We start from the raw sequence: 15,347 nt of genomic DNA on the forward strand, positions 1-15,347 counted from the left end.
ACCATGGGCATTTCCCGGTGCAGCTCGCGCAACTCGTCCAGGTGATGGCCAAGGGTGTTCACGATCAGGCCGACTGGTACCACAAGGTCAGCCAGGCGTTCGTGGTGTTCCAGCCGGTGAAATCGGTGGGCGTGGTCGGTGACGGCCGTCGTTACGCCTGGGTCGTGGCCCTGCGCGCCGTGGAAACCATCGACTTCATGACCGCACGTTGGGCGCACCTGCCTTACGAGCTGCTGGAAACCGTCAGCGGCCGGATCATCAACGAGATCGAAGGCATCTCCCGCGTCACCTACGACGTGTCGAGCAAGCCGCCAGCCACCATCGAGTGGGAATGATCCTGGCCGATTGATCGGCACGTGATCCATTCGCAGTAAGCAATGGCGATCGAGACCTTCGGGTATCGATCGCCATTGGCGTTTCTGGGGGACGGATTTTGCTGATGCCGGGGGTGCTGGGCGCCCGATGACGGCTTTCAAGAGCGATCAAACAGCCTTTGATTGGCCAGTCGGGTGGTTTGCAGGGCCTGGTTGGCATGCTGGCGCATCGCGTCCTCATAACGCTGGACGGCAGCCGGTAACTGCTGTGCACAGGACACAGAGGCCAGTGTGTCAGCCAGCAACGCTGCGTCATGCAGGGCGCTGTTGGCACCCAGCCCGCCCGCCGGGCTCATCGGGTGTATGGCGTCGCCCAGCAGGGTGACGCGCCCGGACGGCCAATCGGGGACTTGCGAGGCGCTGTAAACCGTTCGAACGCTCAGGACGCTGGCGTCGCCATGTTCCAGTACGCTTCGCAGTTGGGGGTGCCAGTCTGCGCTGAGTACGCGCAGGTGTGCCTGCCAGGCGGCACTGTCGGTTCTGGCCAGGTCTTTGCCTGCCAGGCGCGTACCAGGGCCAATGAAGGCCCAGTACAAATAGTCATCCACTGCGCTCAGGCGGCAGTTGGAGCCGTATTGCGCGGGCAGTAGTGCCAGGTCCCGGTTGAAGCGCATGGGCTCGATGACCAGGCTGAAGCCGTCGGCAAACACCACGCTGGTGCCTTGCAGCCACTGGGGTTCCAGGGCGTGAAGAACCTTCGCGGTCAAGGGCGTCTTGCCATACAGGCAAATGGCCCCGGAGTCGTGCACGGTCGCCTGGGGCAGTAACTGGCGACGGATCATCGAGCCGACGCCATCGGCTGCCACCAACAGATCCACTCGCCTTCGACTAGCGTTGGCGAACCGCAACTCGACACCGCTACCGTCGGGGTGAAAGCTGTGCAGCGGATGATGCCAATGGATGTGCTCCTCCAGGCCGTCACAGAGCACTTCGCGCAGCGTCTGACGGTGTACGCAAAGGTCCTCGACCGGCGCGCACCCGGGGGCCCAATGACGGGGGACACGTTGTTCCTGGGGGTGCAACTGCGGGTCGATAAAGCGTGCCGGTTGCTCCATGCGCGGACAGCTGGCCCGCCATAGCTGGTCATTGGCGGGCGTCAGGCAGCGCGCCAGCGCTTGCTGCCCCACGGCGTCGATACGCAGCCGGTAGCCCTGGCCGCGGCTGTGGGCGCTGCTGTCAATTTCATGGATCTCGACGGCTATTCCCGCCTTCGCCAGGCCTTGAGCCAGGCACAAACCGCCGATTCCTGCACCGATAATGCCCACTCGCCAGTCATTCATGCTTGTTCTTCCCGAAATTCAACGGTGACATCGCCGGCATCGGCAATGAGGATTTCTGCACCATGGAACGTGCTGTCGAAGCCATTATGTGGTTCGGGAAAGGCGGTGATATAACGCTATCTGGGCATAAAACAGTGAGAACAGGCCAAGATGAGCCAGCCATTCACCGACTCCCGTCCCGACTTCAGTGAATGGTTGGCGGGGCCTTCCCTGATCGCTCTGAAAGGTTCCGATGAGCCAGGTAGTGAATACCGCCTGGGCAATCGGGAGTACGACTGGCACCAGCATGCCCGTGGTCAGTTGTTCTGTGTCGAGACCGGGTTGATCCAGGTGCGTACTGCCCATGGGGCCTGGTTGCTCCCGCCGCACCGGGCCGGTTGGATACCCGCGAATGTATCGCATCGGGTGCAGGTCAGCGGTGCCTTGAGTGGCTGGAGCCTGCTGCTGATGCCTGAGGTGTGTGAAGGCTTGCCGCTTCAACCTTGTGTGATCGGCGTCACCGAGGTGTTGACGGCCCTGGCGCGCCGGGCCCTGGCCTGGGACAAGCACCAGGCCCTGGGGCCGGAACAGTCGCGGATGGTCGCGGTGATTCTCGACGAATTGCGCCAGCCGCCCGAGGCCTCCCTGCATCTGCCGATGCCTACCGATCCGCGGCTGGAGCGGGTGGTGCGCAAGGTCCTGGAGAATCCGGCAGCAACCCCCACCCTGGAGATGTGTGCGGCATGGGGGGCCATGTCGACACGCACCTTGCGCCGCCTGATGCTGGCTGAAACCGGCCTGAGTTTTTCGCAATGGCGACAACAGGCGCAACTGGCCCATGGATTGCCCTTGCTGGCTCAGGGGCAGACGGTCAGCCAGGTGGCAGATGCCCTGGGCTATGCCTCGCCTAGCAATTTCATCGCCATGTTCCGGCGTGCCTTCGGCGAATCGCCCGGGCGTTTCTTTGCTGCTCGTTTGGCGCTCGGGTCAAGGCGTCCCGTTCCATCGGCTTGAGGGTGTTTGTGTTTCAAGACCTGTAGAACCCCCCTTTGGCGGCCCTCCGGCAATATCGCGAAAGACATGCCCGGCGCCTATGTCCGGGCAACGCTCTACCCTTCGTAAGTCCCCCTGGCGATTTTTTCCCGCGGTTGTTCCGTTGAGCGGATTTGTTCGAAATCATCAAGGTTGTCAGTTGACAACCTTGCATTGCTGGCGATACTGGAGGCTATGGATGGCTCGTGCAATTCATCCCAAGAAAGACATTGAAATGGCCCTGCGCTACGCCGAATGGCAGGGCTGGCGCGTCGAAGTCGGCGGTGGTCATGCCTGGGGCAAGATCTACTGCCCCTACAACAGTGAGGTGTGTCGTTGTGGCGAATTCTGCATCACCAGCGTGTGGCGCACGCCCAAGAATCCCCTCCAGCATGCCCGGGCGTTGTGCCGGGTCATCGACAACTGCACGCTGAACCAGCTGCGCGGCGGGAAGTACCCGCAACCGCGTCGGGAGTAACGATCATGGAATACCTGTTTACCCTCAACTACCTGCTGCCCGCCCATGACTGCGACCCGGACGCACTGGTGGAGCGCCTCGGCGCGGGTGGCTGCACCGACGCGCTGGTCGGTATCGGTCTGGCCGGGCGCGTGGCGCTGGAGTTCAGCCGCGAGGCCGAGAGCGGCAAGGCTGCCCTGCTCAGTGCCCTGGGCGATATCAAGCGAATCCTCCCCTATGCGCGGCTGGTCGAGGCCAGTCCGGATTTCGTCGGTTTGAGCGAGATTGCCGACATAGTCGGGGTTTCCCGGCAGAACATGCGCAAGCTGATGCTCAACCATGCCGACAGTTTCCCCCTGGCGATCCATGAGGGCAGCGCTTCGCTCTGGCACCTGGCGGAAGTGCTGAGCTGGCTGGAGGCCCGGGGTGGCTATGCGCTACAGCACCCGGTGATCGAAGTGGCGCGGGTCGCGCAGTCGGTGAACGTGGCCAAGGAGGCGCGGCGGGTCGGCCCGCCGAGCGCCGAGCTGGTGGCCCTGCTGGGCTGAGGGGCAGGGGCCGTCAGCGTCGCGCCACGTCCGAGAAGTAGAACTTGTCCAGGGTGTGCCGGGATTCGGTGTATTCGAACTGCCGGCCGTCCTGCAGGAAGGTCTGGTTGCTGACCACTATCACGTGGCTCTGGCCATCCAGGTCCAGGTGCTGCTGGTCGTCCCGGGTGCATGGGGTGGCCTCGATGGTCCGCTGGGCGTAGCTGATCTGCAATTGCAGGGTCTGTTCGATGTAGGCGTAGATCGAATGCTCGGCGATCTGCCGGTCCAACCCCGGGATCAGGTCGGCGACGAAGTGGTTGATGTCGAGGATCACCCGTTTGCCATCGATGCGGCGCACCCGCTTGATGCGGGTCACCAGGCTGCCTTCCTCAGCCTTCAGTTGTTCGCGCAGCGCGCCTTCCAGTGGAAACTGGACGAATTCCACCACCTCGGTGCTGACGTCGTTGCCCAGGCGCGGGTAGGTTTCCTGGAAGCTGACGATGCCGCCCAGCTGGAACTCGATCGGGTTCGGTGACAACACGAAAGTGCCTTTGCCGTGGATCTTCTGGGCGAAGCCCCGCTCCTGAAGCTGCTCGATGGCCTTGCGCACGGTGCCGCGGCTGGCCTGGTAGCTGTCCATCAACTCGGTTTCGGAAGGCAGACGAGCGCCGCGCTCCAGGCGTTCGGTGGTGATGCTGGCAAGCAGATCGCTGTAGATCTGGTTGTATTTACTCATGGAATGGCTCTGTGCCGTCTGCGCTCAAGGCAGGAACCTTAAGGGCAGGGGACGGCTTTGTCTATTGCGGCTGTTTACGCCCTGTAGGCGCTGCCGCGGACGCACCCGGTACGAAACGGCGGTGCAGCAGAAGGTGCATTTCCAGCGGTGGGTCCGGGCGAGCGCTGCTTGCGGAGTGGGGCTCGGGCTGTGCCGCTGGTCGGGTTGTCAAACTCGTACAGACGAGTTGTTGCTTTAACTCGTCTGTACGAGTATTTTTCGCTTCGGCGTGCTGCCAATAACAAAAAACCACAGCGGAAGAACAAGCATGAGCCACGACTATTCCACGATCGCCAGCGAGCTGTTGCACAGCCTCGGTGGCGCCGACAACCTCGAACAGGCCGCGCACTGCGTCACCCGCCTGCGCCTGGCCCTCAAGGACCCGAGCCGGGTGGACAGTGCGACGCTGAACCAGATCGACCTGGTCAAGGGTTCGTTTTTTACCGGTGGCCTGTTCCAGGTGGTCATCGGCCCCGGCGAAGTCGAAAAGGTCTATGCCGCGTTGCGCCAACTCACCGGGCTGGCCGCTGCCACCATCGCCGACGTCAAGCAAAAGGGCGCCGACAAGGCCAACGCCATGCAGCGTCTGGTGCGGGTGTTTTCCGATGTCTTCATGCCGATCCTGCCGGCGCTGATCATTGCCGGCCTGCTGATGGGGGTGAACAACCTGCTCGGCGCCAAGGGCATGTTCATCGAAGGCCGGACCCTGCTCGAGGCCTATCCGAACCTGGGGGGCCTGTGGAGCCTGATCAACCTGATGGCCAACACCTCCTTCGTGTTCCTGCCGGCCCTGGTGGGCTGGTCGGCGGCCAAGCGCTTTGGCGGCAGTGAAATCCTCGGCATCGTGCTGGGCCTGATGCTGGTGCACCCCGACCTGCTCAATGCCTGGAACTACGGCAAGGCCGTGGCTGGGCTGGAGGGCCAGAGCCTGCCGTACTTCGACATCTTCGGCCTGTTCCGCATCGAGAAGGTCGGCTACCAGGGGCAGATCCTGCCGATCCTGCTGGCGGCCTACGTCATGAGCGTCATCGAAAAGTGGCTGCGGGCGCGGGTGCCGAATGCGATCACCCTGCTGGTGGTGCCCATCACCACCATAGTGGTCACCGGCGTGCTGGCGCTGGCGGTGATCGGGCCGGTGACCCGGCACCTGGGGATCCTGATCACCGAAGGCGTGGTCACCCTGTTCGAACTGGCGCCGATGCTCGGCGGGGCGATTTTCGGCCTGCTGTACGCGCCCCTGGTGATCACCGGCATGCATCACATGTTCCTGGCCGTGGACCTGCAACTGATCTCGACCCACGGCGGCACCTTCATCTGGCCGATGATCGTCATGTCCAACCTGGCCCAGGGCAGCGCGGCGCTGGCGGTGTTCAGCATGAGCCGCAATGCGCGTGATCGCAGCATGGCCTCGACCTCGGCGATCTCCGCCTATTTCGGTATCACCGAACCGGCCATGTTCGGCGTCAACCTGCGCTACAAATTCCCGTTCTACGCCGCGCTGATCGGCTCGGCGCTGGGCAGCGTGTTCCTGGCGCTGAACAAGGTCCAGGCCTCGGCCATCGGTGTCGGTGGGCTGCCGGGGTTCATCTCGATCATTCCGCAGTACATCCCGATGTTCGTCGTCGGCATGGTCGTCGCCCTGGTGGTGCCGTTCGTGCTGACCTGCGGCTTGAGCCTGAAGATCATCCGCCCGGGGTATCGGGTGGCCTGACAGATCGCTGTCGCGGGCAAGCCAGATTTCCGCGTCCCCCTGCAGGAGCGAGGCTTGCCCGCGATAAGGGCCCCAAAGCCAGTACCCAACCCATTGAAGGAACCCGCCATGCAAGACTGGCAACGTTCGGTGATCTACCAGATCTACCCGAAAAGCTTCTACAGCCACAGCGGCCAGGCCACCGGCGACTTGCTGGGGGTGGTCGACAAGCTCGATTACCTGCACTGGCTGGGCGTCGATTGCCTGTGGCTCACCCCGTTCCTGCGTTCGCCCCAGCGCGACAACGGCTACGACATCAGCGACTACTACGCCATCGACCCGAGCTACGGGACCATGGCCGATTGCGAGCTGTTGATCGCCGAGGCCGGTAAGCGTGGCATCAAGCTGATGCTGGACATCGTGGTCAACCACACCTCCATCGAGCATGAGTGGTTCCGCCAGGCCCGCAGCAGCCTCGACAACCCGTACCGCGACTTCTACATCTGGCGCGACCAGCCGAACAACTGGGAGTCGAAATTCGGCGGCTCCGCCTGGGAATACGAAGCGCAGACCGGTCAGTACTACCTGCACCTGTTCGACCCTACCCAGGCCGACCTCAACTGGGACAATCCCCGGGTACGGGACGAAGTGTTCAAGATGATGCGCTTCTGGCGCGACAAGGGGGTGGGCGGTTTCCGCCTGGACGTGATCAACCTGATCTCCAAGCCGGCGGATTTTCCGGAGGACGCCAGCGACGGCCGGCGCTTCTATACCGACGGCCCGAATGTGCACCAGTACCTGCAGCAGATGCACCGCGAGGTCTTCGACGGCTTCGAGTTGATCAATGTCGGGGAAATGTCCTCCACCAGCCTCGAACACTGCATTCGCTACTCGCAGCCCGCGTCGAAAGAGCTGTCGATGACCTTCAACTTCCATCACCTGAAGGTCGATTACCCGAACTTGCAGAAGTGGGTGCGCGCCGATTTCGACTTCCTCCAACTCAAGCGCATCCTCTCCGACTGGCAGAGCGGCATGCAGGCCGGTGGCGGTTGGAACGCGCTGTTCTGGTGTAACCACGACCAGCCGCGGGTGGTGTCGCGTTTCGGCGACGACGGCGAACACCGCGTGGTCTCGGCGAAGATGCTCGCCACCGCGCTGCACTTTCTCCAGGGCACGCCGTTCGTGTACCAGGGCGAAGAGCTGGGCATGGCCAACCCCGGCTTTACCCATATCGACCAGTACCGCGACGTCGAGACCCTGAATATCTACCGCCTCAAGCGCGACGCTGGCGTGAGCGATGCCGACAGCATGGAGGCGATCATGCAGAAGTCCCGGGACAACGGCCGCACGCCGATGCAATGGCATGCCGGGGCCCACGGTGGCTTTAGCAGCGTCGAGCCCTGGATCGGCGTGCCGGTCGATGCCGTGCGGACCAATGTCGAGCAGCAGCTCGATGACCCGGACTCGGTCCTGCACCACTACCGCCGCCTGATTGCCCTGCGTCGCTGCGAGCCGCTGATCCAGGACGGCGAATACCGTCAGCTGCTGCCTGAGCATCCGCAGGTCTGGGCCTATCTGCGCGAGGGGCAGGGCGAGCGCCTGCTGGTGGTGAATAACTTCTACGGCAGCGCCTGCGAACTGACGTTGCCGGAAAGGGTGATTGCCGGGCACATGGAGCAGCGCCTGGTGATCAGCAACTACGCGGACCACGAACCCCGCGGCCGCAAGCTGTACCTGCGGCCTTACGAGTCCTTTGTCCTGCATCTGATCGACCGCTGACAATCTTCCCCGCGGAACGCGGCGTGGCCGACACACCGCGAGCTTGCGCTCGCCGGTCGGGCGGCGCCTGCGGGGCACAAACACAGAATAAAAATAATCGGGTGGCTTATGAAAACAACAATAAATCGCGCACTGGCAGCCTCCTGCCTGTACCTGGCATTGCCCTTTCCGGCCCAGGCCCTGGAGTTCGCCGGTTACCTGCGCAGCGGCCTCGGGACTTCGGTCAACAGCAGCTCGCAATCCTGTTTCCAACTGCCTGGCGCGCAGTCCAAATACCGCCTGGGCAACGAATGCGAACAGTACGCCGAACTGGAGCTGCGCCAGGACCTGTACACCCTGGACGACGGCTCAGTGCTCAGTGTCGACGCCATGGCGTCGCTCTATAACCAGTACGACCGCAACCTGACCTTCCAGGGCGACAACGGCTCGGCGCGTATGCCGCAGATGTATGCCCAATGGTCGAACATGCCCAGCCTCAATGGCGGTTCGCTGTGGGCCGGCCGGCGTTACTACAAGCGTAACGACATCCATATCTCCGACTTCTACTACTGGAACCAGAGCGCCACCGGCGGCGGTATCGAGGATGTGCTGATCGGCGACCTGAAATACAGCTACGCCTTTTCGCGCAAGGACAACCTCTACCAGAAGGACTACATCAACCGGCACGACTTCAACGTCGGCGGTTTCAAGACCAACCCCGGCGGCGAGCTGGAGCTGGGCCTGAGCTACATCGACAAGCCCGACAGCCGCGATGCCCATAGTGGTTGGGCGCTCACTGCCCAGCATGTGCAAAAGGACTTCCTGGGCGGCAAGAACAAGCTGGCGTTGCAATACGGCGAAGGCCCGGGCACCGGCCTGGGCTACACCGGTAATGTGCAGCTCGACGACCGCAACAAGAGCTACCGCCTGGTGGAGTTCTTCGACTGGCAGCTGACCCCGCGTTTTGGCGGGCAGGTCGAGGCGGTCTATCAGAAAGACATCCGTCCCGACGGCAACGACCAGAACTGGATCTCCTTAGGGATTCGCCCGGCCTATGCCATCAGCGAGCAGTTCAAGCTGGTCACCGAGCTGGGCCACGATCAGGTCGAAGCCCCCGGCGGCACGCGCAAGCTCAGCAAGTTCACCTTCGCCCCGACCTGGTCGCCCAAGGGGCCGTCGTTCTGGGCCCGCCCGGAGGTGCGTCTGTATTACACCTATGCCAGCTGGAACGAGGCCGCGAAACGCGCGGCCAACGAGCTGGCGGCGGGTTCGGCGTTGTCCGATACCGGCGCCTTCGGCACGGCCAGGCACGGCGCGAACGTCGGATTGCAAGTCGAGTACTGGTGGAAATAAGCGATGCTGTCGGGGCGCGCGCTCCATCGGCACTTACAAGAAACACAACAGCAGGTGAAGTCATGGCCACAACCCAACAATTGCAACTGCTCGCGCCGCTGTCCGGGGTGCTGCTGCCCCTGGATCACGTGCCGGACCCGGTGTTCTCCAGCCGGGTGATCGGTGACGGTCTGTGTATCGACCCGACTTCGCAGACCTTGTGCGCGCCGCTGGCCGGCGTGATCAGCAATGTGCAGGACAGTGGTCACGCGGTCAGCATCACCGATGACAACGGGGTGCAGGTGCTGATGCACATCGGCCTGGACACGGTGAACCTGGCCGGCAAAGGCTTCAGCCGCCTGGTGCAGGAGGGCCAGCGGGTCGAGGCCGGGCAGCCGCTGATCGAGTTCGACGCCGACTACATCGCCCTGCATGCGCGCAGCCTGCTGACCTTGTTGCTGGTGGTCAGCGGCGAGCCCTTCACCTGGCTGGTGGCGGACAACGGTCTGGTGGACAGTGGCCAGCCGTTGTTGCAACTGGGGGCCGGGGGCTCGGCGCCGGAAGCAGAACCCCAGGCGACAGGCGAGGCCCTGTTCTCCAGGCCCGTGACCCTGCCCAATCCCAATGGCCTGCATGCGCGCCCGGCGGCGGTGTTCGCCCAGGCGGCCAAGGGCTTCAAGGCGAGCATCTACCTGCATAAACGACAGGCCAGCGCCAATGCCAAGTCCCTGGTGGCGATCATGGCGTTGCAGACTGCGCAGGGCGATGCCTTGCAGATCAGCGCGGCGGGCGAGGATGCCGAGGCGGCGATCGCGGCCCTGACCGAGTTGCTGGCAGGCGGCTGCGGCGAGGTGGTGACCGCGGTGGCCGTCGAGCCGCCGGTACCGGTGGAAACGCCCGCGGCCACCGTGCTGCGGGGCGTCTGCGCCTCGACGGGCTCCGCTTTCGGCCAGGTGGTGCAGGTGGCCGAGCAGAAGCTCGAGATCAGCGAGCTGGCCAGCGATCCGGCGGTGCAGCGCGAACAGTTGGAGCGGGCGCTGGCACAGGCCACCGAGGCCCTGCAGGCATTGCGCGACAAGGCCGCCAGTGTGGCCCAGGGCGAGATCTTCAAGGCGCATCAGGAGTTGCTGGAAGACCCGAGCCTGTTGCAACAGGCCCAGGCCTCGATCGCGGACGGCAAAAGCGCGGCCTTTGCCTGGAACAGCGCCACCGCCGCCACCGCCGAGCTGTTCAGGGGCCTGGACAGCCCGCTGCTGGCCGAGCGTGCGCTGGACCTGATGGACGTCGGGCAGCGGGTGCTCAAGCTGCTGCTCGGGGTGCAGGAAAGCGCCTGGACCCTGCCGGAGCAGGCGATCCTGATTGCCGAGCAACTCACGCCATCCCAGACCGCCGGCCTGGATACGAGCAAGGTCCTGGGCTTCGCCACGGTGGGCGGCGGCGCCACCAGCCATGTGGCGATCCTGGCCCGGGCCCTGGGGCTACCGGCGATCTGTGGCCTGCCGGCCCAGGTGCTGGCGCTGGCCAATGGTACTCAGGTGCTGCTGGATGCCGAGCAGGGTGCCCTGCACCTGGAGCCGGCGCCGGCGCTGATCGAGCGGTTGCAGGCCAGGTGTCAGCAGCAACGCCAGCGCCAGCGTGAGGAACTGGAGCAGGCCGGGCTGCCGGCGGTAACGCGCGACGGTCATCACTTCGAGGTGACGGCCAACATCGCCTCGCTGGCCGAGGCCGAGCAGGCCATGGACCTGGGCGGGGAAGGGGTCGGCTTGCTGCGTTCGGAATTTCTGTACCAGGATCGCGGCGTCGCTCCCAGCCATGAAGAGCAGGCGGCGACCTACAGCGCCATTGCCCGGGTCCTGGGCACCGAGCGCAACCTGGTGGTGCGGACCCTGGATGTGGGCGGCGACAAACCCCTGGCCTATGTCGCGATGGAGGCCGAGGCCAACCCCTTCCTCGGCATGCGCGGGATCCGCCTGTGCCTGGAACGCCCGCAGCTGCTGCGCGAGCAGTTCCGGGCGATCCTGGCCAGTGCCGGGTTGGCCCGCCTGCACATCATGCTGCCGATGGTCACCCAGCTCTCGGAGTTGCGGCAGGCGCGGCAACTGCTGGAGGACGAAGCCCTGGCTCTGGGGCTCGCGGAGTTGCCGAAGCTGGGGATCATGATCGAAGTCCCCTCGGCGGCGCTGCTGGCCGACCTGTTCGCGCCGGAGGTGGATTTCTTCTCCATCGGCACCAATGACCTGACCCAGTACACCCTGGCCATGGACCGCGATCACCCGCGCCTGGCCAGCCAGGCCGACAGCTTTCACCCGGCGGTGCTGCGCCTGATCGCCAGCACCGTCAAGGCCGCCCATGCCCATGGCAAGTGGGTGGGGGTGTGTGGCGCGCTGGCTTCGGAAACCCTGGCGGTGCCCCTGTTGCTGGGTCTGGGGGTGGACGAACTGTCGGTCAGCGTGCCGCTGATCCCGGCGATCAAGGCCCGGGTGCGCGAGGTCGAGCTGAGCCAATGCCAGGCCCTCGCCGGGTGCGTGCTCGGCCTGGAAAGTGCCGAGCAGGTGCGCGATGCCTTGCAGCTGCATCAACAGTCGACGCTGACCCCTTCCCTGGTTCTGGAGAACTGAACATGTTCGAGAAATTGCAGCGGGCGTTCTGGAAAGCCCTGACCCCGGACCTGGTGCCCGATCACCCGAAAGCGGCAGTCCAACCCAAGGCGGAGGCCGCCCTGGGCCCAGAGCTGCTCGCGGCCCTGGGCGGCGCCAACAATCTCAAGAGCCAGCAGCGGGTGGCCCTGACCCGGGTGCGGGTGGAATTGCATGATCCGAGCCTGCTCGATGCCGCGGCCTTGCAAGGGGCTGGCGTGCCCGGGGTGATGGCGTTGGCCGGGGGCGTGGTGCATCTGCTGGTCGGGGTGTCCGTCTAGGCACTGCGAGTGCTGTGCACTCGATCGCGGGCAAGCCTCGCTCCTACAGATGTCGCAGATCCGTAGGAGCGAGGCTTGCCCGCGATGGCGTCCTTTCAGGCGCCGACGATCTGCCTGCGGCCGGTCGCCGCTGTGCCCTTACCGTTTCTCAACTGCGGGTGTATCGTATTCGCCTTTTCGGGCCCCGGCCCGCCGCAGATACGTGAGGTAGTTGAGTCCATGTCCTTTACCCGTCGACAGATACTTGGTGGTCTGGCCGGTCTTGCAGTGGTTGGCGTGGGGGCCGGTGGCGCGGCGCGTTACTGGTTGGGCAAGGTGGCCGACGCCGAGGCGGGCCACGATTATCAACTGATCGCCGCGCCGCTGGACGTGGAACTGGTGCCGGGCCACAAGACCCAGGCCTGGGCCTTCGGCCCCTCGGCGCCGGGCACCGAGCTGCGGGTGCGCCAGGGCGAGTGGCTGCGGGTGCGCTTCATCAACCAGCTGCCGGTGGCCACCACCATCCATTGGCACGGCATCCGCCTGCCGCTGGAAATGGACGGCGTGCCTTACGTGTCGCAGTTGCCGGTGATGCCGGGCGAGTACTTCGACTACCAGTTCCGCGTGCCGGATGCCGGCAGCTACTGGTACCACCCGCACGTCAACAGCAGCGAAGAGCTGGGCCGCGGCCTGGTCGGCCCGCTGATCGTCGAAGAGCGCGAGCCCACCGGCTTCAAGTACGAACGCACCCTGAGCCTGAAAAGCTGGCATGTGGATGAAGAGGGCGCCTTCCTGCCCTTCAGCATTCCCCGCGAGGCGGCACGGGGCGGCACCGCCGGGCGTTTGTCGACCATCAACGGCGTGTCCCAGGCGGTGGTCGAGATTCCGGCCGGGCAGATCACCCGCGTGCGCCTGCTCAACCTCGACAACACCCTGACCTACCGCATCAACATCCCCGACGCCGAAGCGCAGATCTACGCCCTGGACGGCAACCCCATCGAGCCGCGTCCGCTGGGCAAGGAATACTGGCTGGGGCCGGGCATGCGTATCTGCCTGGCGATCAAGGCGCCAGCGGCCGGCGAAGAGCTGTCGCTGCGCAATGGCCCGGTGCGCCTGGGCACCTTCCGTTCGGTGGCCAACAGCGATGCGCCGACCGAGTGGCCGCCGGCGTTGCCGGCCAACCCGGTGGCCGAGCCGGACCTGGACAATGCCGAGAAGCTCAACTTCAACTTCGAGTGGGTTGGCTCGGTCTCGGTGAACGTGGACAATGGCAAGCCACCGAGCCTGTGGCAGATCAACGGCAAGGCCTGGGACATCACCGACAAGACCTGCGCCGACCGCCCGATCGCCACGCTCAAGAAAGGCCAGAGCTACATTTTCGAATTGAAGAACATGACCCAGTACCAGCATCCGATCCACTTGCACGGCATGAGCTTCAAGGTCATCTCCTCGAACCGCAAGCAGATCACCCCGTATTTCACCGACACCTACCTGCTGGGCAAGAACGAGCGGGCCCGGGTGGCGCTGGTAGCGGATAACCCGGGGGTGTGGATGTTCCATTGCCATGTGATCGACCACATGGAAACCGGCCTGATGGCCGCCATCGAGGTGGCCTGATGCGGCAGATTCGCCCGGCCCGGATCATCGATCGCAGCCGCGACCAGGACTTCATGCGCGAGGCCCTGGCCCTGGCCGCCCAGGGCGCGGCCCTGGGCGAGGTACCGGTGGGCGCGGTGCTGGTGCAGGACGGGGAAATCATCGGCCGTGGTTTCAATTGCCCGATCAGCGGCAGCGATCCCAGTGCCCATGCGGAAATGGTCGCGATCCGTGCCGCGGCCCAGGCGGTGAACAATTACCGCCTGCCCGGCAGCACCCTCTACGTGACCCTGGAACCGTGCAGCATGTGCGCCGGGCTGATCGTGCATTCGCGGATCGCCCGGGTGGTGTACGGTGCGCTGGAGCCCAAGGCGGGCATCGTGCAGAGCCAGGGACAGTTCTTCAGCCAGGGGTTTCTCAACCACCGGGTGCTGTTCGAAGGCGGGGTCCTGGCCGAAGAGTGCGGCGCGGTGCTGAGTGAATTCTTCAAGGCGCGCCGAGCCAGCCGCGACTGAGCACCTTCCTGTAGGAGCGAGGCTTGCCCGCGATAGCGTCAGCCCGGGCAATGCACATCTCGAATCTGCCGTGAGGTTCGAAATCACTATCGCGGGCAAGCCTCGCTCCTACAGATACAGGTGGCTTATTTCCTGGCGACGATTACCGCGCGCATCGGCGCCGGCAGGCCTTCGATGGTCTTGCTGTGGTCGTTGGGGTCGAGGAAGTCGCTCAGGGACTGGTACTTCATCCACGCGGTGGCCCGTTGTTCCTCGACGCTGGTCACGCTGACATCCACGCAGCGCACGTCGCTGAAGCCGGCGCGGCGCAGCCACAGTTCCAGGGCCGGCACCGACGGCAGGAACCACACGTTGCGCATCTGCGCGTAGCGGTCTTCCGGCACCAGCACCTGATGCTGGTCGCCTTCCACCACCAGGGTTTCCAGCACCAGTTCGCCGCCCTTGACCAGGCAGTCCTTGAGCGCCAGCAAATGTTCGATCGGCGAGCGGCGGTGGTAGAACACGCCCATGGAAAACACCGTGTCGAAGCCTTCCAGGTTGGGCGGCAGGTCCTCGAACGGGAATGGCAGGTGCCACACCGCGGGCTCTGACAGGTAACGCTGCACCGCTTGGAACTGGCAGAAGAACAGCCAGTTGGGGTCGACGCCGATCACGCTGTGGGCGCCGGCACCGAGCATGCGCCACATGTAATAGCCATTGCCGCAGCCGACATCGAGGATGCGCTTGCCCGCAAGGTCCAGGTGCGGTGCGACCCGCGACCACTTCCAGTCCGAGCGCCACTCGGTATCCACATGCACGCCGAACAGGTCGAACGGGCCCTTGCGCCAGGGCGACAGGCCCATCAGCGCGCTGTGCATCTGGGCGCGGGTTTCGTCGTCGCAGTCGGTGTCCAGGGTCAGGCCATCGAGCAGGTCGACCCGGGTCGGCTGGACCTTCGGCAGTGCATCCAGCGCGCTCTGCCAGCGCTCCAGGTCGCCGTGACCCTTTTCCATCTTGGTGTCGAGTTGCGCTTGCAGGGTGTTGGCCCAGTCGGCCAGCGGCGTGCCGGCCAGACGGCGGGCGAGGGGGGACAGATCGATCATGGCAAGGCAATCAACGAGGCAAAGTTAAGACACTGGAACCACGGCACGACT

The 15,347-nt window shown here is 64.6% G+C and carries 13 protein-coding genes and 1 pseudogene; 11 read left to right on the top strand and 3 right to left on the bottom strand.

The features are described 5' to 3' along the window. Positions 1–335, top strand: a pseudogene (locus ACQKQA_RS27105) (hypothetical protein); the annotation flags it as partial. A gap of 137 nt (positions 336–472) precedes the next feature. On the opposite strand, the gene ACQKQA_RS27110 reads toward ACQKQA_RS27105, so the two are convergent. Beyond that, complete coding sequence (locus tag ACQKQA_RS27110; RefSeq protein WP_427564226.1) at positions 473–1,654, bottom strand: FAD-dependent oxidoreductase; 1,182 nt, start codon at positions 1,652–1,654, stop codon at positions 473–475. A 150-nt stretch (positions 1,655–1,804) separates the two neighbouring features. On the opposite strand from ACQKQA_RS27110, the gene ACQKQA_RS27115 reads away from it, so the two are divergent. The 3 genes from ACQKQA_RS27115 to ACQKQA_RS27125 all read left to right on the top strand — a co-directional run bounded on the left by ACQKQA_RS27115 (position 1,805) and on the right by ACQKQA_RS27125 (position 3,670). Beyond that, positions 1,805–2,647 (top strand): AraC family transcriptional regulator, encoded by an 843-nt coding sequence (locus tag ACQKQA_RS27115; protein ID WP_427564228.1) that lies wholly within the window; start codon positions 1,805–1,807, stop codon positions 2,645–2,647. Positions 2,648–2,864: 217 nt separating this feature from the next. After that, a complete protein-coding gene (locus ACQKQA_RS27120; RefSeq protein ID WP_427564230.1) occupies positions 2,865–3,143 on the top strand; it encodes a hypothetical protein in 279 nt (92 codons plus the stop codon). Positions 3,144–3,148: 5 nt separating this feature from the next. Continuing rightward, positions 3,149–3,670 carry a helix-turn-helix transcriptional regulator gene (locus ACQKQA_RS27125; RefSeq protein ID WP_427564232.1) on the top strand — a complete coding sequence of 174 codons (522 nt, stop codon included), beginning with the start codon at positions 3,149–3,151 and terminating at the stop codon, positions 3,668–3,670. Positions 3,671–3,683: 13 nt separating this feature from the next. Here ACQKQA_RS27125 and treR read toward each other — a convergent pair whose 3' ends face one another. After that, entirely contained in the window at positions 3,684–4,388 is a 705-nt protein-coding gene (treR, locus tag ACQKQA_RS27130; RefSeq protein WP_427564234.1) for a trehalose operon repressor, read from the bottom strand. 307 nt (positions 4,389–4,695) lie between these two features. Between treR and treP the strand changes: the two genes are divergently transcribed. From treP to tadA, 7 genes are all read left to right on the top strand, one after another. Beyond that, complete coding sequence (gene treP / locus ACQKQA_RS27135; RefSeq protein WP_427564236.1) at positions 4,696–6,138, top strand: PTS system trehalose-specific EIIBC component; 1,443 nt, start codon at positions 4,696–4,698, stop codon at positions 6,136–6,138. A 108-nt stretch (positions 6,139–6,246) separates the two neighbouring features. Beyond that, positions 6,247–7,896: an alpha,alpha-phosphotrehalase gene (treC, locus tag ACQKQA_RS27140; protein ID WP_427564238.1), complete on the top strand. Its 1,650-nt coding sequence runs from the start codon at positions 6,247–6,249 to the stop codon at positions 7,894–7,896. Positions 7,897–8,004: 108 nt separating this feature from the next. After that, positions 8,005–9,228, top strand: coding sequence for a maltoporin (locus ACQKQA_RS27145; RefSeq protein WP_427564239.1), 1,224 nt, complete (start codon positions 8,005–8,007; stop codon positions 9,226–9,228). A gap of 62 nt (positions 9,229–9,290) precedes the next feature. Continuing rightward, on the top strand, positions 9,291–11,825 hold the full coding sequence (ptsP, locus tag ACQKQA_RS27150; RefSeq protein WP_427564241.1) for a phosphoenolpyruvate--protein phosphotransferase: 2,535 nt from the start codon (positions 9,291–9,293) through the stop codon (positions 11,823–11,825). 2 nt (positions 11,826–11,827) lie between these two features. After that, positions 11,828–12,124, top strand: coding sequence for a PTS transporter subunit EIIB (locus tag ACQKQA_RS27155; RefSeq protein WP_427564243.1), 297 nt, complete (start codon positions 11,828–11,830; stop codon positions 12,122–12,124). A gap of 219 nt (positions 12,125–12,343) precedes the next feature. Continuing rightward, positions 12,344–13,720 (top strand): multicopper oxidase family protein, encoded by a 1,377-nt coding sequence (locus ACQKQA_RS27160; RefSeq protein ID WP_427564245.1) that lies wholly within the window; start codon positions 12,344–12,346, stop codon positions 13,718–13,720. Next, positions 13,720–14,214, top strand: a complete 495-nt coding sequence (gene tadA / locus ACQKQA_RS27165; protein ID WP_427564247.1) for a tRNA adenosine(34) deaminase TadA — start codon at positions 13,720–13,722, stop codon at positions 14,212–14,214. Before ACQKQA_RS27160 ends, tadA begins: the two co-directional genes overlap by 1 nt. Before the next feature lie 125 nt (positions 14,215–14,339). Here tadA and cmoB read toward each other — a convergent pair whose 3' ends face one another. Continuing rightward, positions 14,340–15,296 (bottom strand): tRNA 5-methoxyuridine(34)/uridine 5-oxyacetic acid(34) synthase CmoB, encoded by a 957-nt coding sequence (cmoB, locus tag ACQKQA_RS27170; RefSeq protein WP_427564249.1) that lies wholly within the window; start codon positions 15,294–15,296, stop codon positions 14,340–14,342. Between the last annotated feature and the right edge of the window lie 51 nt (positions 15,297–15,347).

It is taken from the genome of Pseudomonas sp. NPDC089530, from assembly GCF_050280705.1.
Taxonomy (GTDB): domain Bacteria; phylum Pseudomonadota; class Gammaproteobacteria; order Pseudomonadales; family Pseudomonadaceae; genus Aquipseudomonas.

What these genes read in the sequence shown, in the direction of transcription:
- ACQKQA_RS27110 (WP_427564226.1), bottom strand. Translation starts at nt 1,654, where the DNA reads ATGAATGACTGGCGAGTGGGCATTATCGGTGCAGGAATCGGCGGTTTG.
- ACQKQA_RS27115 (WP_427564228.1), top strand. Translation starts at nt 1,805, where the DNA reads ATGAGCCAGCCATTCACCGACTCCCGTCCCGACTTCAGTGAATGGTTG.
- ACQKQA_RS27120 (WP_427564230.1), top strand. Translation starts at nt 2,865, where the DNA reads ATGGCTCGTGCAATTCATCCCAAGAAAGACATTGAAATGGCCCTGCGC.
- ACQKQA_RS27125 (WP_427564232.1), top strand. Translation starts at nt 3,149, where the DNA reads ATGGAATACCTGTTTACCCTCAACTACCTGCTGCCCGCCCATGACTGC.
- treR (WP_427564234.1), bottom strand. Translation starts at nt 4,388, where the DNA reads ATGAGTAAATACAACCAGATCTACAGCGATCTGCTTGCCAGCATCACC.
- treP (WP_427564236.1), top strand. Translation starts at nt 4,696, where the DNA reads ATGAGCCACGACTATTCCACGATCGCCAGCGAGCTGTTGCACAGCCTC.
- treC (WP_427564238.1), top strand. Translation starts at nt 6,247, where the DNA reads ATGCAAGACTGGCAACGTTCGGTGATCTACCAGATCTACCCGAAAAGC.
- ACQKQA_RS27145 (WP_427564239.1), top strand. Translation starts at nt 8,005, where the DNA reads ATGAAAACAACAATAAATCGCGCACTGGCAGCCTCCTGCCTGTACCTG.
- ptsP (WP_427564241.1), top strand. Translation starts at nt 9,291, where the DNA reads ATGGCCACAACCCAACAATTGCAACTGCTCGCGCCGCTGTCCGGGGTG.
- ACQKQA_RS27155 (WP_427564243.1), top strand. Translation starts at nt 11,828, where the DNA reads ATGTTCGAGAAATTGCAGCGGGCGTTCTGGAAAGCCCTGACCCCGGAC.
- ACQKQA_RS27160 (WP_427564245.1), top strand. Translation starts at nt 12,344, where the DNA reads ATGTCCTTTACCCGTCGACAGATACTTGGTGGTCTGGCCGGTCTTGCA.
- tadA (WP_427564247.1), top strand. Translation starts at nt 13,720, where the DNA reads ATGCGGCAGATTCGCCCGGCCCGGATCATCGATCGCAGCCGCGACCAG.
- cmoB (WP_427564249.1), bottom strand. Translation starts at nt 15,296, where the DNA reads ATGATCGATCTGTCCCCCCTCGCCCGCCGTCTGGCCGGCACGCCGCTG.